At 72.5% G+C, this 17,329-nt stretch carries 20 protein-coding genes; 18 read left to right on the top strand and 2 right to left on the bottom strand.

The window, feature by feature from the left end:
* Positions 1-25: 25 nt before the first annotated feature.
* From rpsP to ACSTA4_RS05035, 12 genes are all read left to right on the top strand, one after another.
* Positions 26-490, top strand: coding sequence for a 30S ribosomal protein S16 (rpsP, locus tag ACSTA4_RS04980; protein WP_013151281.1), 465 nt, complete (start codon positions 26-28; stop codon positions 488-490).
* A gap of 1 nt (position 491) precedes the next feature.
* Complete coding sequence (locus tag ACSTA4_RS04985) at positions 492-734, top strand: RNA-binding protein (RefSeq protein ID WP_013151282.1); 243 nt, start codon at positions 492-494, stop codon at positions 732-734.
* A 137-nt stretch (positions 735-871) separates the two neighbouring features.
* Entirely contained in the window at positions 872-1,384 is a 513-nt protein-coding gene (rimM, locus tag ACSTA4_RS04990) for a ribosome maturation factor RimM (protein WP_212641390.1), read from the top strand.
* An 11-nt stretch (positions 1,385-1,395) separates the two neighbouring features.
* Entirely contained in the window at positions 1,396-2,160 is a 765-nt protein-coding gene (trmD, locus tag ACSTA4_RS04995) for a tRNA (guanosine(37)-N1)-methyltransferase TrmD (protein WP_444962575.1), read from the top strand.
* Between the two features lie 185 nt (positions 2,161-2,345).
* The gene (gene rplS, locus ACSTA4_RS05000) at positions 2,346-2,690 is read left to right on the top strand and encodes a 50S ribosomal protein L19 (protein ID WP_019608682.1); all 345 of its coding nucleotides are present in this window, start codon (positions 2,346-2,348) and stop codon (positions 2,688-2,690) included.
* A gap of 92 nt (positions 2,691-2,782) precedes the next feature.
* Positions 2,783-3,658 carry a signal peptidase I gene (gene lepB, locus ACSTA4_RS05005; protein WP_444962576.1) on the top strand — a complete coding sequence of 292 codons (876 nt, stop codon included), beginning with the start codon at positions 2,783-2,785 and terminating at the stop codon, positions 3,656-3,658.
* Between the two features lie 206 nt (positions 3,659-3,864).
* Positions 3,865-4,194, top strand: a complete 330-nt coding sequence (locus ACSTA4_RS05010) for a DUF2469 domain-containing protein (protein ID WP_047867741.1) — start codon at positions 3,865-3,867, stop codon at positions 4,192-4,194.
* Positions 4,195-4,355: 161 nt separating this feature from the next.
* Positions 4,356-4,721 (top strand): YraN family protein, encoded by a 366-nt coding sequence (locus ACSTA4_RS05015; protein WP_212641388.1) that lies wholly within the window; start codon positions 4,356-4,358, stop codon positions 4,719-4,721.
* On the top strand, positions 4,721-6,244 hold the full coding sequence (locus tag ACSTA4_RS05020) for a YifB family Mg chelatase-like AAA ATPase (protein WP_444964101.1): 1,524 nt from the start codon (positions 4,721-4,723) through the stop codon (positions 6,242-6,244). The genes ACSTA4_RS05015 and ACSTA4_RS05020 overlap by 1 nt, the downstream gene beginning before the upstream one ends.
* Positions 6,241-7,443 carry a DNA-processing protein DprA gene (locus ACSTA4_RS05025; RefSeq protein WP_444962577.1) on the top strand — a complete coding sequence of 401 codons (1,203 nt, stop codon included), beginning with the start codon at positions 6,241-6,243 and terminating at the stop codon, positions 7,441-7,443. The genes ACSTA4_RS05020 and ACSTA4_RS05025 overlap by 4 nt, the downstream gene beginning before the upstream one ends.
* A gap of 360 nt (positions 7,444-7,803) precedes the next feature.
* Positions 7,804-8,160, top strand: coding sequence for a RidA family protein (locus tag ACSTA4_RS05030; protein ID WP_274976361.1), 357 nt, complete (start codon positions 7,804-7,806; stop codon positions 8,158-8,160).
* A 2-nt stretch (positions 8,161-8,162) separates the two neighbouring features.
* Positions 8,163-9,032, top strand: coding sequence for a tyrosine recombinase XerC (locus tag ACSTA4_RS05035; RefSeq protein ID WP_444962578.1), 870 nt, complete (start codon positions 8,163-8,165; stop codon positions 9,030-9,032).
* Here the strand turns inward: ACSTA4_RS05035 and ACSTA4_RS05040 are convergent.
* Positions 9,005-9,775, bottom strand: coding sequence for a M23 family metallopeptidase (locus ACSTA4_RS05040; RefSeq protein WP_444962579.1), 771 nt, complete (start codon positions 9,773-9,775; stop codon positions 9,005-9,007). The genes ACSTA4_RS05035 and ACSTA4_RS05040 overlap by 28 nt on opposite strands.
* Positions 9,776-10,063: 288 nt before the next feature.
* Between ACSTA4_RS05040 and rpsB the strand changes: the two genes are divergently transcribed.
* The 6 genes from rpsB (at position 10,064) to ACSTA4_RS05070 (ending at position 15,712) form a co-directional block, all read left to right on the top strand.
* Positions 10,064-11,023 carry a 30S ribosomal protein S2 gene (gene rpsB / locus ACSTA4_RS05045; RefSeq protein ID WP_248773632.1) on the top strand — a complete coding sequence of 320 codons (960 nt, stop codon included), beginning with the start codon at positions 10,064-10,066 and terminating at the stop codon, positions 11,021-11,023.
* Between the two features lie 124 nt (positions 11,024-11,147).
* Positions 11,148-11,984, top strand: coding sequence for a translation elongation factor Ts (tsf, locus tag ACSTA4_RS05050; RefSeq protein WP_444962580.1), 837 nt, complete (start codon positions 11,148-11,150; stop codon positions 11,982-11,984).
* Between the two features lie 183 nt (positions 11,985-12,167).
* Positions 12,168-12,893 (top strand): UMP kinase, encoded by a 726-nt coding sequence (gene pyrH / locus ACSTA4_RS05055; protein WP_036552624.1) that lies wholly within the window; start codon positions 12,168-12,170, stop codon positions 12,891-12,893.
* A 46-nt stretch (positions 12,894-12,939) separates the two neighbouring features.
* Positions 12,940-13,497, top strand: coding sequence for a ribosome recycling factor (frr, locus tag ACSTA4_RS05060; RefSeq protein WP_013151297.1), 558 nt, complete (start codon positions 12,940-12,942; stop codon positions 13,495-13,497).
* A gap of 3 nt (positions 13,498-13,500) precedes the next feature.
* Positions 13,501-14,436 (top strand): phosphatidate cytidylyltransferase, encoded by a 936-nt coding sequence (locus ACSTA4_RS05065; RefSeq protein WP_248773634.1) that lies wholly within the window; start codon positions 13,501-13,503, stop codon positions 14,434-14,436.
* A 94-nt stretch (positions 14,437-14,530) separates the two neighbouring features.
* The gene (locus tag ACSTA4_RS05070; RefSeq protein ID WP_444962581.1) at positions 14,531-15,712 is read left to right on the top strand and encodes a pyridoxal phosphate-dependent aminotransferase; all 1,182 of its coding nucleotides are present in this window, start codon (positions 14,531-14,533) and stop codon (positions 15,710-15,712) included.
* 44 nt (positions 15,713-15,756) lie between these two features.
* Here the strand turns inward: ACSTA4_RS05070 and ACSTA4_RS05075 are convergent, their stop codons facing one another.
* On the bottom strand, positions 15,757-17,184 hold the full coding sequence (locus ACSTA4_RS05075; RefSeq protein ID WP_444962582.1) for an APC family permease: 1,428 nt from the start codon (positions 17,182-17,184) through the stop codon (positions 15,757-15,759).
* Positions 17,185-17,329 lie beyond the last annotated feature (145 nt).

Raw genomic sequence — 17,329 nt, forward strand, 5'->3', positions numbered from 1 at the left:
CGTTAATCGGGAGAAGACCACTCCAGTGGCTGTCAAACTGAAGCTCAAGCGTATGGGCAAGATCCGTACGCCCCAGTACCGCATCATCGTCGCCGACGCCCGCACCAAGCGGGACGGCAAGGCGATCGAGGAGATCGGCAAGTACCACCCCAAGGAGCACCCGAGCCTCATCGAGGTCGACTCCGAGCGGGTCCAGTACTGGCTGTCCGTGGGCGCCCAGCCCTCCGACGCGGTCAAGGTCCTCCTGCGCAAGAGCGGTGACTGGCAGAAGTTCAAGGGCCTGCCCGCCCCGGCTCCGCTCCAGGTCGCCGAGGCCAAGGACCCCGAGGCCAAGGAAGCCGCCTTCCAGGCCGCTCTGAAGGAGCTCGTGCTCCCCGGTGCCGAGGGCAAGGGCAAGGGCCGCAAGTCCGAGAAGAAGGCGGACAAGGCGGACAAGCCCGCCGAGACCGCTGAGACCACCGAGACTGAGAAGTCCGAGGGCGAGGCCTGACGTGCTGGAAGAGGCGCTTGAGCACCTCGTGAAGGGGATCGTTGCGAACTCCGACGACGTCCAGGTGAGAGCCAAGAGGCTCCGCAAGGGCAAAGTCCTGGAGGTCCGGGTCCATCCCGACGACCTCGGCAAGGTGATCGGCCGCAACGGCCGCACCGCCAAGTCCCTGCGGACCGTCATCGGCGCCCTGGCCGGGGGCCGCTACGTCCGCGTGGACCTGCTGGACCTGCACGAAGTGCGCTGACGCGCCTCTCGGGGCGCCGACCGCCAGCGGTCGGCGCCCCGCACCCGTGCCCGGGACCCCGGGGCCCGTGCCCACCGCACGCGCCCGGTCCCGGGCACAGTTTTCTCACCCCCCGAGGGGCGGAAGGAAGAATCCCCATGCGACTCGTTGTCGGCCGGATCGGCCGCGCGCACGGAGTCCGCGGCGACGTCGCCGTGGACGTGCGCACGGACGACCCCGCGGCCCGGTTCGCCGACGGCTCCGTGCTGGACACCGACCCGGCCGGGGCCGGTCCTCTCACCGTCGTCTCCACGCGCCGCCACAGCGGCCGCCTGCTCGTGCGCTTCGAGGGCGTGGCCGACCGCGACGCCGCGGAGGGACTCCGCGGCACCGCCCTGCTCGTGGACTCCGAGGACATCCCGCCGCTGGACGACCCGGACGAGTTCCACGACCACGAACTCATCGGCCTGGCCGCGGTGACCACCGGCGCGGAGCCGGTCGGCACGGTCGCGGACGTGCTCCACCACGCGCAGGACCTCCTGGTGGTGACCACCCCGGACGGCGCGGAGGTGTTCGTGCCCTTCGTGGCGGCCCTGGTCCCCGAGGTGGACGTGGCCGGTGGCCGGATCGTCATCGACCCGCCGCCCGGCCTGCTCGACCTCGCCGACTGAAGGGGCGCGCCGTGCGCATCGACATCATCAGCATCTTCCCCGAGTACTTCGGCCCCCTGGACCTGTCCCTGATCGGCAGGGCCCGCGTGTCCGGGCTGCTCGACGTGCGCGTGCACGACCTGCGCTCCTGGACCCACGACCGCCACAACACCGTGGACGACACCCCCTACGGCGGCGGCCCCGGCATGGTGATGAAGCCCGAGCCGTGGGGCGAGGCGCTGGACGAGGTCGTGGGGGAGGGCCCCGCGCGGCTGATCCTGCCCACTCCCAGCGGCCGCCCCTTCCGGCAGGCCGACGCCGAGCGCCTGGCCAAGGAGGAGCGGCTGGTCTTCGGCTGCGGCCGCTACGAGGGCATCGACTCGCGGGTCGCGGCGGACGCCGCGGAGCGCATGCCCGTCGAGGAGGTCAGCATCGGCGACTACGTGCTCAACGGCGGCGAGTCCGCGACGCTGGTGATGGTCGAGGCGATCACCCGGCTGCTGCCGGGCGTCCTCGGCAACACCGAGTCCGCGGTGCAGGACTCCTTCGCCTCCGGCGGCATGGAGAACCTCGTGGAGGGGGCGGTCTACACCAAGCCCGCCACCTGGCGCGGCCGGGAGGTGCCGCCGGTGCTGCTGTCGGGCAACCACGGCGCCGTGGACCGCTGGCGCCGCGACCAGGCCCTGCGCAAGACCGCGCGCAACCGCCCCGACCTGGTGGAGACCCTGCCCGAGGAGGCGCTGGACCGGCGCGACCGGGAGGTCCTGGCCGAGGAGGCCGTTCGAGACGCCACCTGAGATGTGGCAAACTGGGTGGGTTCCCCTCGGTGACCGGCGGCATCCGCATGCCGGCGGTACGACGTCGGCCTCTGTGACGGTCACCCGGGCGGTTCGACAGTACAGACCCATTCGGGCCCTCGCCCGCGTACCCCCTCCCCCGCAGGGGAGCAGGACGCGGAGCGCTATCGATGAGGATTCGCGAGATGCACACCGCCATTCAGGAGCTGGAGAAGGCCCAGCTTCGTTCCGACGTCCCGGAGTTCCGTCCGGGTGACACCCTCAACGTCCACGTCCGTGTGACCGAGGGCAACCGTACCCGTGTCCAGGTCTTCAAGGGCGTCGTCATCCGCCGCCAGGGCTCGGGCAACCGCGAGACCTTCACCATCCGCAAGGTGAGCTACGGCGTGGGCGTGGAGCGCACCTTCCCGATCCACACCCCGGCCATCGAGAAGTACGAGGTCGCCGCCCGCGGCCGCGTGCGTCGCGCCAAGCTGTACTACCTGCGCGACCTGCGCGGCAAGGCCGCCCGCATCCGCGAGCGCCGCTAGTCCGCGACCGGGCGGCCCGGGGCTTCCTCCCGGCGTTTTTCCGTGTCGAATCTCTCCGCTCCCGCCAGGGAGGCAGGATAGGCTTCGGCTCGATGAGCAAAGACGAGAAGGACCTCGGCTCGGACGGGGTCCAGGACGAGGAATCCGCCCAGCCCGGTCCGGAGGAGCACGACTCCGCCACTGGCTCCCGAGCTCATGAGAGCTCGGGAGCCAGTGCTGTCTCCGGTACCGACGGCGAGGAGTCGGAGGAGGGGGCGGACGAAGAGATGGGCAAGTCCCAGAGCACCGAGAAGAAGGGGTCGTTCTGGAAGGAACTCCCCGTCCTGATCGTGATCGCCGTGGTCCTGGCGTTCGTGATCAGGACCTGGCTGGTGCAGGCCTTCTACATTCCCTCCACCTCGATGGAGAACACGCTCCTCGTCGGTGACCGGGTACTCGTCAACAAGGTCGTCTACGAGCTCCGCGACATCGAGCGCGGCGAGGTGGTCGTCTTCGACGGCAACGGGTCCTGGGACGATCCGAACACCGTGTCGGTCCCGGAGCCCACCAACCCGGTCTCGGCCGCGTTCACGTGGGTGCAGCAGCAGCTGGGCGCGGCGCCCACGGGCAAGGAGTACATCAAGCGGGTCATCGGCCTGCCCGGTGACACCGTGGAGTGCTGCGACGAGCAGAACCGCGTCCTGGTCAACGGGGTCCCCCTCGAAGAAGAGGCCTACCTGTACCCGGGCAGCGTGGCCACGCACACCGAGTTCGGCCCGATCGAGGTGCCTGAGGGACACCTGTGGCTGATGGGGGACCACCGGGCGATCTCCTCCGACTCGCGGCTCAACCAGAACAACCCCGGCGGCGGCGCGGTCCCGATCGACCACGTCGTGGGACGGGCCTTCGTGATCATCTGGCCGGTCGGGCAGATCGGCCCGCTCAGCGTCCCCGAGTCCTTCGAGGAGCTCAACGCCGCGGACGAGTGACGCACCGCGCGGGCGGTCCGGCGAGAAAATCCGCACGGCGGAGTACACGGGGCCCTTCCGTGACGCATGATGGAGGCTGGACGGTATCGGCGTCCCCCGACGCGCGGGGCCGCCGTCGACCGGGAACATCCCGGCCGTCGGCGGTGTCCGGGTGGGAGGGGACCGGCACACCACGACCGGAGAGTGCGACGAAAGCGAGCGCGTGGATGAGTTCTGAGGACCTGGAGAAGTACGAGGCCGAGATGGAGCTCCAGCTCTATCGCGAGTACCGCGACGTCGTCGGTCTGTTCAGCTACGTGGTGGAGACCGAGCGGCGGTTCTACCTCACCAACCACGTCGACCTCCAGCCGCGTTCGACCGAGAACGGGGAGATGTACTTCGAGGTCGTGATGGAGGACGCCTGGGTCTGGGACATGTACCGTCCGGCCAGGTTCGTCCGCAACGTCCGCGTGGTGACGTTCAAGGACGTCAACGTCGAGGAGATCACCAAGGCCGACCTGGAGATGCCGCCCGCCGAGGGGGGCGCGCAGAGCTGATCCGGACGCCGGGCGGCCGGGGAGACCCCCGGGTTCCGGCCCCCGGGTCCGGCCTCCCCCGGGACGGGCCCCCGGACGCCGCCGGGGTTTTCCACAGGAGGGAACAGGCCCTGGCGCCGTGAACGGCGATCACCGACCGTGGTTACGGGAGGTGGTCGACCTTGGACCGGTGGGCCGAGTACCGAAGGACGCTGGGCGGCCGTGGCGAGGACCTCGCCGTGGCCTTCCTCCGACGCGCCGGGATGCGGGTGGTCGCCCGCAACTGGCGCATCCCCGACGGGGAGATCGACATCGTGGCCCGGGACGGCCCCGTCCTGGTCGTCGCGGAGGTCAAGACCCGTACCTCCGTCCGGCACGGGCATCCGGTGGAGGCCATCACCCCCGACAAGCGGCGCCGCCTGCGCCGCCTCGGACACGCCTGGGCGGTCCGGCACCGGGTGCCCGCCCACCCCCTGCGCGTGGACGGCGTCTGCGTCCTGATCAGCGGCGGGCGCGTGTTCGTCTCCCATGAGCGGGGGATGGCATGATGACGCTCGCCCGCACCCGCTGCATCGCCCTGCTGGGCGTCCAGGGGCACATCGTCGAGGTGGAGGTGCACCTGGGCGGCGGCGACTTCGGGGTGACCCTGGTGGGACTGCCCGACGCCGCGCTCCGCGAGGCCAGGGACCGCATCCGCGCCGCCGTCGTCAACAGCGGCGAGGAGTGGCCCAGCGGCCAGATCGTCATCAGCCTGTCCCCGGCCAGCCTGCCCAAGTCCGGGAGCCTGTTCGACCTGGCCATCGCCGCCGCCGTCCTGGCCGCGGCGGGCTCGGTGCCGGTGGAGCGGCTGGAGGACAGCGTCCTCATCGCCGAACTGGGCCTGGACGGCCGGGCACGGCCGGTGCTGGGGGTCCTCCCGGCGGTCGTGTCGGCCGCCGAACAGGGCTACCGCAGGTTCGTCGTCGCGCGGGGGAACGCCGCCGAGGCCCGGCTGGTGCCCGGCGCCGAGGTGACGGCGGTGGACAGCCTGATGGACCTGTGCCAGTGGCTGCGCGGGGAGTACTTCCCCGAGGCGCACGAGGAGGAGGCCGTGCCCCGTCCCCGGGAGCCGCACGGCCAGGGGCCCGACCTGTCCGACGTCCTGGGCCAGCCGGTGGCCCGCCGCGCGGTCGAGATCGCCGCGGCCGGAGGCCACAACCTCATGATGCTGGGGCCTCCCGGCACCGGCAAGAGCCTGCTCGCCGAACGCCTGCCCACCGTGCTGCCCCCGCTCAGCCCCGCCGAGGCGCTGGAGGCCACCGCGATCCACTCCGTGGCGGGCATGCTGCCGCCCGGCGCGCCCCTGGTCACCGCGCCCCCCTTCGCGGCGCCGCACCACACCTCCACCCGGGCCTCGATCATCGGCGGCGGCAGCGGCTACCCCACGCCCGGCTGGGTGTCCAAGGCCCATCGCGGCGTGCTCTTCGTCGACGAGGCCCCGCAGTTCGGGCGCGGGGTGCTGGACTCCCTGCGCGAACCCCTGGAGCGCGGCGAGGTGGTCCTGGCCCGCGCCTCCTCGACGGTGACCTTCCCGGCCCGCTTCCAGCTGGTGATGGCCGCCAACCCCTGCCCCTGCGCCAAACCCGGCGCCCTGTGCACCTGCCCCGCCGGTGAGCGGCGCCGCTACTTCTCCCGCCTGTCCGGGCCCCTGCTGGACCGGATCGACCTCAAGGTGGAGCTGCAACCGGTGTCGAGGGCCGAGCTGCTCGCCGACCGCGTCTTCGCCGAGTCCTCCGAGGTGGTGGCCGCCCGGGTGGAGAAGGCCCGCGCCCGCGCCGCCGAGCGGCTGGCGCACACGCCCTGGACCACCAACGCGGCCATCCCCGGGGCGCGGCTGCGCAGGGAGTTCCCGGTGGAGTCCGCCGCGCTGCGGGTGCTGGGCAGAGCGATGGACCTCGGACAGATCAGCGCCCGGGGGGTGGACCGCGCCCTGCGGGTCGCCTGGACCCTGGCCGACCTCGCCGACCGGGACCGCCCCGGCGAGGAGGAGGCGGCCTACGCCTTCGCGCTCTGGGCGGGGCGCGCGTGGTGAGCACGGACACGACGGAGGGGAGCGGGGGAACGGTGCGGGACGTGGAGGACGAGGCGGACGCGCGGGCGCGGGCCTGCCTGACGGCGGTGGCCCCGCCGGGGGACCTGTGGCTGGGGGCGATGCTCGCAGAGCACGGCGCGGAACGGGTGTGGGCGCTGCTGGTGGCGGGGACGCACCCGCCGCCGGTGCCCGTCGGAGCCGGGGAGGACGGCCCGGGGCCGGAGGCGCAGACCCTGCTGGAACGCAGGTGGGCGCGGTGGGGCATCGCGGCACGGGCGGTGGACCCCGACGGACTGCTCGGCGACTCGGCGGCGTCCGGCATCCGCTTCGTGGCGCCGCGGGACCCCGAGTGGCCCGGCCGCCTCGACGAACTGGACCTGCCCGGCGGGCGGCGCTCGCACGGACTGTGGGTGCGCGGCGCGGGGGACCTGCGTCACCTGTGCCTGCGCTCGGTGGCCGTGGTGGGCGCGCGCTCGGCCACACCCTACGGGGAGCACGTGGCGGCGGAGATGGCCTACGAGCTGGCCGAGCGCGCGGTCGTGGTGGTCTCCGGCGGGGCCTACGGGATCGACGGGGCCGCGCACCGGGCGGCCCAGGCCCACGGCGGCACGGTCGTGGTGCTGGCCTGCGGGCTGGACGTGGACTACCCGCGCGGGCACGCGGGCCTGTTCGCCGACGTCGCCCGCACCGGGGTGCTGGTGAGCGAGCGGCCGGTGGGCGCCACCCCGCGCGCACCGGACTTCCTGGTCCGCAACCGGCTGATCGCCGCGCTCACCCCGGGCACGGTGGTGGTGGAGGCCGGACGGCGCAGCGGGGCGCTCAACACCGCCTCGCACGCCGCCGAGCTCAACCGGGTGCTGATGGCGGTCCCCGGCCCGGTCACCTCGGCGATGTCGGTGGGCTGCCACCTGCTGCTCCGCGACTGGAACGCGGGCTGCGTCACCTGCGCGGACGACGTCGTCGCCCAGGTGAGCGCGCTGGGGGAGCTGCCGCCGGAGTCCGGGCCGCTGCGGGTGTCGGCCGAGCTCGACCAGGACAGCGCCCGGGTCCTGGCGGCGGTGCCCCGGTCCGGCGCCGGTCCGGCGGTGATCGCCGTGGCCAGCGGGACCCGTCTGGAGAGGACCCTGCGCTCCCTGGGGATGCTGGCCGCGGCCGGGCTGGTGGAGCGCTGCCCCGCGGGCTGGCGGCTGCCGCAGTGAGCGGGCGGAGGCGGTCGGGGCCGGTGACCGGTTCACAGGGTTCTCCGCCGGGCCGGAGCGGTCAGTGGTCGGAGACCGCCGGACAACTGCCCGGTCGAGGTCGTGGGGCGCCGTGGACGGTCGCGGTCTGTCCGGTCCGGTGGGGCCGGGTTCCACTTCACGCCGTCGTGGACGGTTACGGCCCGCCCGGTCCGGCGCGGACGCGTCCCACGCGCCGCGTACGCTCCGTGGCCCGCTCCCGCCCGTCGGGCTCTCCGGCGCGCGGGGGCGAAGCCGGTACACGGGGCCCCGGCCGGGAGCGGCACGCGGACCGGCGTGCGGCGACGGTAACGCACCCCGCGGGACGGGTACGGTGACGCCATGACCAAACCCTACAGTGACGCCCTGGTGGCGGACGGGCCGCTGCTGTTCGTCTCCGGACAGACCCCCGAGGGGCCCGGGGGAGAGGTCGCCGGGGACGTCGGTGGGCAGACGCGCCAGATCTTCCGCAACCTGGAGGCCGTCCTGTCCCGCCACGGCGCGGACCTGGGCCACCTGGTCAAGCTCACCTATTACCTGCGCCACATCTCCGACCTGGAGGAGTTCCGTTCGGCCCTGGTCGAGTGCCTGCCTGACGGACACCTGCCCGCCGCTTCCCTGGTGGAGGTGAGCGGCCTGGTCGATCCCACCTACCTCGTGGAGGTCGAGGGGGTCGCCTGCCTGCCCTCCGGGAGGTAGGCGTGCTGGAGCGCTTCGCCGCGCACCTGTCGGGCGAGCTGGGGCGCTCGCCCCACACCGTGCGCGGTTACCTGGCCGACCTGCGCTCCCTCCTGGCCTACCTGGAGGAGCGGGGACGGGGCGTGCGGGACCTGGACGTGGACCTGGTGCGCGGGTGGCTGTCCCGTGCCCGCGACGCGGGCGCCGGCCGCGCCACCGTGGCCCGCCGCGTGGCCGCGGTCCGCGCGTTCACCCGGTTCCTGCACCGCGAGGGCGTGCTGGCGGCAGACCCCGGTCCGCGCCTGGCCAGCCCGGCGCAGCAGCGCTCCCTGCCCACGGTGCTCGACGAGCGCCAAGCCGCCGCGGCGCTCGTGGGGGAGACCGACGGGACCCCGACCGGCCTGCGCCGCCGCGCGGTGGTGGAGACGCTCTACGCCACCGGCGTGCGCGTCGCCGAGCTGTGTGCCTTGGACCTCGCCGACGTGGACCGCGAACGCGACACCGTGCGCGTCCTGGGCAAGGGGGCCAAGGAGCGCACGGTCCCCGTGGGCGGTCCGGCCCTGGACGCCCTCGACGCCTGGCTGAGCGGCGGCCGCCCGGAGATGGCGGGCGCAGCCAGCGGCTCCGCGCTGTTCCTGGGGGCGCGGGGCGGCCGCCTCGGCGTCCGCCAGGCCCGCGAGGACGTGCACGCCCACCTGCGCGCCTTCGGCGCGGACAGCGCGCCGCACGGTCTGCGGCACAGCGCGGCCACCCACCTGCTCAACGGCGGCGCCGACCTGCGCAGCGTGCAGGAGTTCCTGGGCCACGCCAGCCCGCGCAGCACGCAGATCTACACCCACGTGTCCGTGGAGCGCCTGCGCGACACCTACCGCCGGGCCCACCCCCGCGCCTGACCGCTCCCCGCGCCGCCTCGGGTTCGTCCCGGCGCGCCCGGTCGGCGTACCGTGCGCCCGCGTCCCCCCGCCGGGTGCGCGGCCGGAGCGGTGCAGAGACCCGTGTCCGGTCTGCGTACCGTGCGCCCGCGGCCCTCCCCGCGGTGGTGGTCGGGAGGGCGCGGACGCGACACCGCCCGCACGGGGCGGTCCGGCGCCCGGGAGCCGTCCGCTCCGCAGCCGGTGCGGCGTCGGCGGGGCCGTTCGCGCCCGTGCGGCGACGCGGGCGGCGGGACCGGCAGCAGACGGAACTCGCCCAGGCCGAGCAGGGAGAGCGGGTCGAGGTAGTCGTCGCCGCGGAGCAGGCCCCAGTGCAGGCAGGGCCGGTCCGGGCAGTGCGGCGGCGCGGCGGCGAGCGTGCCCAGGACGTCCCCGGCGGCGACCGGGTCGCCGCGGACCAGGTCGGACTCCACCGGCAGGTAGGTGGTGCGCAGGTCGCCGTGCGCCACGCTCACCAGCGGTGCGCCCGCCACCCGGCCCGCGAAGTGCACCCGCCCGGCCCCGGCCGCGCGGACCTCCCGGCCGGGTTCCGCGGCCAGGTCCACGCCCAGGTGCCCGGCCAGCCAGCGCTGTTCGGGCGGGTCGAAGGGGCGCAGCACCTCGACCGGCGGGTCCACCGGCCAGCGCCAGTCGGTCGCGGCAAGGTGGTACGGGGACAGGAGCGAGAGCGCCAGGGACAGGGTCAGGAGCAGCGAGGGGGCCATACCTCCAGGGTCCGGGCGCGGGGGCCGCGACGCCAGGGGGAGTCGGTGCCTGTGGACGACCCCGCCGCGGAAGGGGCGCGACGCGGCGCAGGTCCCGACGTATTCCCGATGGAGATAGAATCATCTGTGGCCCGTCGGGCCGATCACAATACGCACGTCCACGAGCCTCCTCAGCGAGGGGCCGCACCCGCGGTCCGTGCCGCCTCCGGGCGGTGCGGCGGTACGGCCGGGGCGTCAGGAACAACCGAGGGCGGGGTCCCTCCCCGCCACCTCAAGGAGGACCAGGTCATGGCCACAGTCGTGACGATCCGCCAGCTCCTGGAGAGCGGCGTCCACTTCGGGCACCAGACCCGTCGCTGGAACCCCAAGATGAAGCGCTTCATCTTCACCGAGCGCAACGGCATCTACATCATCGACCTCCAGAAGTCGCTGGCCTACATCGACCGCGCCTACGAGTTCGTCAAGCAGACGGTCGCCCACGGCGGCACCGTCCTGTTCGTCGGCACCAAGAAGCAGGCGCAGGAGGCCATCGACGAGCAGGCCCGCCGCGTCGGCATGCCCTACGTCAACCAGCGCTGGCTGGGCGGCATGCTCACCAACTTCTCCACCGTGCACAAGCGGCTCCAGCGTCTCAAGGAGCTGGAGGAGATCGACTTCGACGACGTCGCCGGCTCCTCGCTCACCAAGAAGGAACTCCTCAACCTTCGCCGTGAGAAGGAGAAGCTGGAGCGCACCCTCGGCGGTATCCGCGACATGTCCCGCGTGCCCAGCGCGGTCTGGATCGTGGACACCAAGAAGGAGCACATCGCGATCAGCGAGGCTCGCAAGCTGAACATCCCGGTGGTGGCCATCCTGGACACCAACTGCGACCCGGACGAGGTCGACTACCCGATCCCGGGTAACGACGACGCCATCCGCAGCGTCAGCCTGCTCACCCGCGTGGTCGCCGACGCCGTCGCCGACGGTCTCATGGCCCGCTCCGGCGCCTCCGAGGCCTCCGGCGAGCGCAAGTCCGCCGAGGAGCCCCTGGCCGAGTGGGAGCGCGAGCTCCTGGAGGGCAAGGCCGACTCGGCCGAGGCCCCCGCCGAGCAGGCTCCCGTCGAGGCCGCCGAGGCCGCCGCCGAGCAGGCTCCGGCCGAGACCGCCGCCGTCGCCCCGGCCGACGAGGTCGCCGCCGAGGCCCCGGCCGAGGCCACCTCCGAGGACTCCCCGGTCGACGCGCCCGCGAAGGCCCCCGACGCCGAGTAGTCCCGTGCCTCCGAGCACCGTCGCCGCCCCGCCGCTCCCGGCGGGGCGGCCGCTCGGTGCCCGGGACCGGATCAGCTCCACTTTCCGTACAGACTCTCCACTCCAAGGGAATCCGAGAACAGTCATGGCGAACTTCACCGCCGCGGACGTCAAGAAGCTGCGCGACATGACCGGCGCCGGCATGATGGCCTGCAAGAAGGCCCTGACCGAGGCCGACGGCGACTTCGACAAGGCCGTCGAGGCCCTGCGCGTCAAGGGTGCCAAGGACGTCGGCAAGCGCGCCGAGCGCACCGCCGCCCAGGGCATGGTCGTCCTCAAGCAGGAGTCCGAAGGCAAGGCCACCCTCGTCGAGATCAACTGCGAGACCGACTTCGTCGCCAAGAACGACCAGTTCATCGCGCTGGTCGACCAGGTCGCCGACTTCGTCGCCGCCCAGGACAGCGACGACCTCGCCACCGTCGCCGCCGCCGAGATCGAGCCGGGCAAGACCCTCCAGGCCTTCATCGAGGCCAAGAGCGCGGTCATCGGCGAGAAGCTGGAGTTCCGCCGCTTCGCCAAGTTCGAGGGCGCCTACGTCGCCAGCTACCTCCACAAGTCCGACCCGGACCTGCCCCCCACCATGGGCGTCCTGGTCGAGCTGGACAAGGCTGACGAGGAGGTCGGCAAGGACCTCGCCCAGCAGATCGCCGCGCTGGCCCCGCAGTACATCGGCCGGGACGACGTCCCCGCCGAGGTCGTGGAGAACGAGCGCCGCATCGCCGAGCAGACCACCCGCGAGGAGGGCAAGCCCGAGCAGGCGATCCCCAAGATCGTGGAGGGCCGCCTCAACGGTTACTTCAAGGACGTGACGCTGCTCGGCCAGCCGTTCGTCAAGGAGAACAAGAAGACGGTCCAGAAGGTCGTCGACGAGGCCGGCGTGAGCGTCAAGCGCTTCGTCCGCTTCAAGGTCGGCCAGGCCTGAGGGTTTTGAGATGATGGAGGTGCCGGGGAGACTGCTCCCCGGCACCTTCGGTGGATATGGGCGGGTGGCGGGGCGCGTGAGCCCGGCCGGCCGCAGCGAGGATCACTCGGGGGACCCTGTGCCGCTCGGGGACGACAAGGGAGGCCACAGGCTGTGAACGAAGCGACGAGCACCGAACCGGCTATGCACGGTTCCGGGTGGAAGCGCGTGATGCTCAAACTCTCCGGCGAGGCGTTCGCGGGCGGCGGCGGCCTGGGCATCGACCCCGAGGTCGTCCAGTACGTGGCCGAGTCCATCGCCGAGGCGGTCTCCGAGGGCATCCAGGTCGCCGTGGTCGTCGGCGGCGGCAACATGTTCCGCGGCGCCCAGCTCACCGAGGGCGGCATCGAGCGCGGACGCGCCGACTACATGGGCATGCTCGGCACCGTCATCAACTGCCTCGCCCTCCAGGACTTCCTGGAGCGGCTCGGTGTGGACACCCGCGTGCAGACCGCGATCCACATGAGCCAGGTCGCCGAGGCCTACATCCCCCGCCGCGCCGTTCGCCACCTGGAGAAGGGCCGCGTGGTCATCTTCGGCGCCGGTCTGGGCGCACCGTTCTTCTCGACCGACACCACCGCCGCCCAGCGCGCGCTGGAGATCGGCGCGCAGGCGGTCCTCAAGGGCACCCAGGTCGACGGGGTCTACGACTCCGACCCCCAGCGCAACCCCGACGCGGTCAAGTTCGACAAGCTCAACTACAACGAGGTCCTCACCCGCGGCCTCAAGGTCATGGACGCCACCGCGGTCAGCCTGTGCATGGACAACGGGCTGCCCATCGTCGTGTTCGACCTGATGAGCCAGGGCAACATCCTGCGCGCGGTACGCGGTGAGAAGATCGGCACCATCGTCGGGCCGACCCCGGTCTAGACAGCCTCCGCGACCACAGCAAGCCACGACACCAGGGAGCGCCCACATGATCGAAGAGACCCTCCTCGAGGCCGAGGAGAAGATGGAGAAGGCCGTGACCGTGGCGAAGGAGGACTTCGCCACGATCCGCACCGGACGCCCCACCCCGGCGACCTTCAACAAGATCACCGTCGACTACTACGGTGCCCGGACGCCGATCAACCAGCTGGCCTCCTTCTCGGTCCCCGAGCCGCGCATGGTGGTCATCTCGCCGTTCGACGTCAACTCGCGCACCGACATCATCAACGCCATCCGCAACAGCGACCTGGGCGTGAACCCCTCCGACGACGGCCAGGTCATCCGCGTGGTCTTCCCCGAGCTGTCCGAGGAGCGCCGCAAGGAGTACGTCAAGGTCGCGCGGACCAAGGCCGAGGACAGCAAGGTCTCGATCCGCAACGTCCGCCGCCGCGCCAAGGACACCTTCGAGAAGGCCGTCAAGTCCGGCGACATCGGCGAGGACGAGGCGCACCGCGCCCAGGCCGAGCTGGACGAGCTGTCTTCGAAGTACGTCGCGTCCGTCGACGAGCTGCTGAAGCACAAGGAATCGGAACTGCTCGAGGTTTAGCCGGTGACCCTTCCTTCCTCCAGCGACTCGGGAGGCGATGACCGCTCGCCCGAGCACAGACCCGGCGGCGGGCCGCAGGGCGGTCCCGATCCGGACGGGCAGCGCTTCGTGCTGCACAAACCGGGGGGTGAGCCGGTCCGGACGGGCCGCAACCTCCCGGTGGCCATCGCCAGCGGGTGCGCCCTGGGCGCCCTCGTGTTCTTCTCCATCTTCCCCCTCCCCCAGCTGTTCACGATCATCACCTCCCTGGGGGTGCTGATCGGCCTGCGCGAGGTCAACCGGGCGTTCGCGGGCAAGGGCATGGGCCTGGCACTGGCGCCGCTGGCCGTCGGCGGCGTGGCCATGCAGGTCGCCGCCTACTTCGGGGGAACCGACTGGCTGGTGGGCACGACCGCGCTGACCGCGATCGTCGCTCTGGTGTGGCGGTTGCGCGGAGGTACGGAAGGGTTCGTGGCCGACGTCGCGGCCAACCTGTTCACCCTGGTGTACCTGCCGTTCCTCTTCGGCACGTGGCTGCTGCTCATCTCCCATCCCGAGGACGGCCAGTACCGCCTGGTCACGTTCATCGTGGTGACGATCTCCAGCGACATCGGCGGGTACTTCGCCGGAATCCTGCTGGGTCGGCACAAGATGGCGCCGGTGATCAGCCCCAACAAGACCTGGGAGGGCTTCGGCGGATCGGTCGTGGGCTGCGCCGTGGCAGGCGCGCTGTGCGTGACGCTCATGCTGGACGGGCCGTGGTGGGTCGGTGTGGTCCTGGGCCTGGCCGTCGTGCTGGCCGCCACCGTCGGAGACCTCATCGAGTCGCTGTTCAAGCGCGACCTCGGGGTCAAGGACATGGGCAGGTTCATGCCCGGGCACGGCGGCCTCATGGACCGCCTGGACTCGCTGCTGATCGCCGGTCCCGTGACGTGGATGGTGCTGAGCCTGCTGCTGTAGGCGGGCGGCGGACGGGGCGGGTCCTCCCGGGGACCCGCCCCGTCGGCGTCCCCGCTCCTGGCACCCCGACCGGGCGGGTGGATACGCTCGTCGGGTGGAAGAACCGCTGATCGAACGAATGCGCGTGTACGGCGAGACGGTCTTCGCCGAGATGACGCGGCTGGCCGTGGAGACCGGATCGGTCAACCTGGGGCAGGGGTTCCCCGACACCGACGGTCCCCGCTCCCTGCTGGAGGCCGCCTCCGGGCACATCCTGGAGGGGGTGAACCAGTACCCGCCCGGGCCGGGCCGCCCCGAGCTGCGGCGGGCGGTGAGCCGCTACCGGGCCCGCCACTACGGCATCGAGCTGGACCCGGACACCGAGGTCTACGTGACCGTTGGCGCCACCGCCGGGATCGCGGCCGCGATGCTCGCCCTGGTGGAGCGCGGAGACGAGGTGATCGTCTTCGAGCCGATGTACGACTCCTACGCCGCCATGATCACGCTGGCGGGCGGGGTGCGCAGGCCGGTGACGCTGCGGCCGGACCCCGCGACCGGCCGGTTCACCTTCGACCCCGCCGAGCTGCGCGCGGCCGTGGGCCCCCGCACCCGGATGGTGCTGGTGAACACGCCGCACAACCCCACGGGGACCGTGTTCACCGCCGAGGAGCTGGAAGAGGTCGCGCGGGTGTGCCGCGAGCACGACCTGATCGCGTTCACCGACGAGGTGTACGAGTTCCTCACCTTCGACGGGCGGCCGCACGTGCCGCTGGCCACCCTGCCGGGCATGCGCGAGCGGACGCTGTCGGTGTCCTCGGTCGGCAAGATGTTCGCCGTGACCGGGTGGAAGACCGGCTGGGTGATGGGGCCCGAATCGCTGGTCACAGCGGTGCGCACGGTGAACCAGTTCCTCACCTTCTCCGCGAACGGCGCGCTCCAGCTGGCCACGGCCGAGGCCATCGACCGGGAGGAGGAGTGGGTCGCCGCCCAGCGCACCGCCCTCCAGGGCAAGCGCGACCGCCTGGTGGAGGGGCTGACCGGGGCCGGTTTCGAGGTGGACGCGTGCGAGGGCACCTACTTCGTCATGGCCGACATCCGCCCGCTCGGGTACACCGACGGGGTGGAGGTGGCCCGCGCGCTGCCCCGGGAGGCCGGGGTGGCGGCGGTGCCCGCCCAGGTGTTCTACGACCATCAGGAGGAGGGCGCGCACCTGCTCCGGTTCGCGTTCTGCAAGAGGGACGAGGTGCTGGACGAGGCGGTCGCCCGCCTCTCCGGCTGGCACGCGCGCGGGCGGTAGGAACCCGCCGCCGTGCGCACCGGCGGAGCGCACGGCGGCGTCCGTCAGGCCCGCGGGGCCCGGTGGGAGCGCGCGTCCATCACCTCGACCAGGCGTCGTTCGGCGTCGGGCCCCGCGGTGATCCGGGGTAGGCGCCACATCAGGGCGGCCCCGGCCACCCACCACACGAGCACCATCAGCCACTCGTTGGGCCAGCTCAGCGCCGCGGGCATGCCGGGCAGGTAGAGCAGGAGCAGTCCCACGGACAGCACCAGGGCCACCGTTCCGACGGGGACGCCCGCCGGGACGGTGAAGGGCCGCTCCATGGCGGGTTCGCGGCGGCGCAGCACGAGGAAGCTGACCACCACGGTGACGAAGCCGACCACGATGTTCAGGCCGCCGGCGTTGACCAGCCAGCCCAGCATCGGCTCGCCGAAGAACGGGGACACCAGGGAGAGCGCGCCGACGAACAGCACGGCGTTGGACGGGGTGCGAAAGCGCGGGTGCAGGCGGCCGAACCAGGCCGGGAGCATCCGCGAGGCGGCCATGGCGTAGATGAGGCGGCTGCCGCCGATGAGGAAGGCGTTCCAGCTGGTGAGCAGGCCCGCGACGCCGCCGAGGACGAGCAGGTTGCCCATGGCCGCGCTGTCCCACATGGCGGCGACGGCGTCGGCGGAGGCCAGTTCCGAGTCCGCCAGCCCGGCCGGGCCCAGGCCCGAGCCCGCCGTCAGCACGACCATCACGTACCAGGCGGTCGCACAGAACACCGACAGCACCAGCAGGGCGCCGACCATGAGGTACGGGAGTCTGATCTCGGAGGCCGACTGCGGGATGACGTCGAAGCCGACGAAGAGGAACGGGACCGCCACCAGGACCACGAACATGCCCGGGACGCCGCCGGTGAACAGCGGCCGCATGTTGTCCACGGACCCGCCGACGAACGCGCCGGTGACCATGGCGGCCCCGATGACCAGCAGGAACAGCACCGCGATGGTCTGGAAGACGCTCGCGGGCCTGATGCCGACGTAGTTGACGGCGGTCATCAGCACGGCCGCGGCCACGCCGACGGCGACCAAGCTGGCGTGGACGTCGTACCCGGCGACGGTCCACAGGCGGCCGACCGCCATGTCGGGGAAGAGGTAGACGAGGGTCTGGGGGACGGCCACGGCCTCGAAGGCGACGACGGAGACGTAGCCCAGGATCATGGCCCAGGAGGCGGTGAAGGCCCCCTTGGGGCCGATGGCGCGCATGGCGTAGTGGTGCTCCCCGCCCGCGTGCGGCATCGCGGCGACGAGTTCGGCGTAGGTGAGGCCGACGAAGGCCATGATGACTCCGCCGACCACGAAGGCCAGCGCCGCGCCCGCGCTGCCCGCCGCGCCGACGAAGTCGCCCACCAGCACGATCCAGCCGAAGCCGATCATCGCGCCGAAGCCGAGGGCGAGGACGTCACCCCTTCCCAGCACCCGGACGAAACTCTGGCTGTTGTCGGACACGTGGTCTCCCAACGGTCGTGCCTGTGGTGCAGGACACACAAGCACGCGGCGGCGACGAGGGGAAGGGCCCGTCGCGGGGGTTTTCGCTCCTGTTTCGCTTGCGCCACTCACACCGCTCGCGCCCCGGCGCGGCGCCCGGGCCCCG

Source organism: Nocardiopsis sp. M1B1 (assembly GCF_052466615.1).

What these genes read in the sequence shown, in the direction of transcription:
- rimM (WP_212641390.1), top strand. Translation starts at nt 872, where the DNA reads ATGCGACTCGTTGTCGGCCGGATCGGCCGCGCGCACGGAGTCCGCGGC.
- rplS (WP_019608682.1), top strand. Translation starts at nt 2,346, where the DNA reads ATGCACACCGCCATTCAGGAGCTGGAGAAGGCCCAGCTTCGTTCCGAC.
- lepB (WP_444962576.1), top strand. Translation starts at nt 2,783, where the DNA reads ATGAGCAAAGACGAGAAGGACCTCGGCTCGGACGGGGTCCAGGACGAG.
- ACSTA4_RS05010 (WP_047867741.1), top strand. Translation starts at nt 3,865, where the DNA reads ATGAGTTCTGAGGACCTGGAGAAGTACGAGGCCGAGATGGAGCTCCAG.
- ACSTA4_RS05020 (WP_444964101.1), top strand. Translation starts at nt 4,721, where the DNA reads ATGACGCTCGCCCGCACCCGCTGCATCGCCCTGCTGGGCGTCCAGGGG.
- ACSTA4_RS05030 (WP_274976361.1), top strand. Translation starts at nt 7,804, where the DNA reads ATGACCAAACCCTACAGTGACGCCCTGGTGGCGGACGGGCCGCTGCTG.
- ACSTA4_RS05040 (WP_444962579.1), bottom strand. Translation starts at nt 9,775, where the DNA reads ATGGCCCCCTCGCTGCTCCTGACCCTGTCCCTGGCGCTCTCGCTCCTG.
- rpsB (WP_248773632.1), top strand. Translation starts at nt 10,064, where the DNA reads ATGGCCACAGTCGTGACGATCCGCCAGCTCCTGGAGAGCGGCGTCCAC.
- tsf (WP_444962580.1), top strand. Translation starts at nt 11,148, where the DNA reads ATGGCGAACTTCACCGCCGCGGACGTCAAGAAGCTGCGCGACATGACC.
- pyrH (WP_036552624.1), top strand. Translation starts at nt 12,168, where the DNA reads ATGCACGGTTCCGGGTGGAAGCGCGTGATGCTCAAACTCTCCGGCGAG.
- frr (WP_013151297.1), top strand. Translation starts at nt 12,940, where the DNA reads ATGATCGAAGAGACCCTCCTCGAGGCCGAGGAGAAGATGGAGAAGGCC.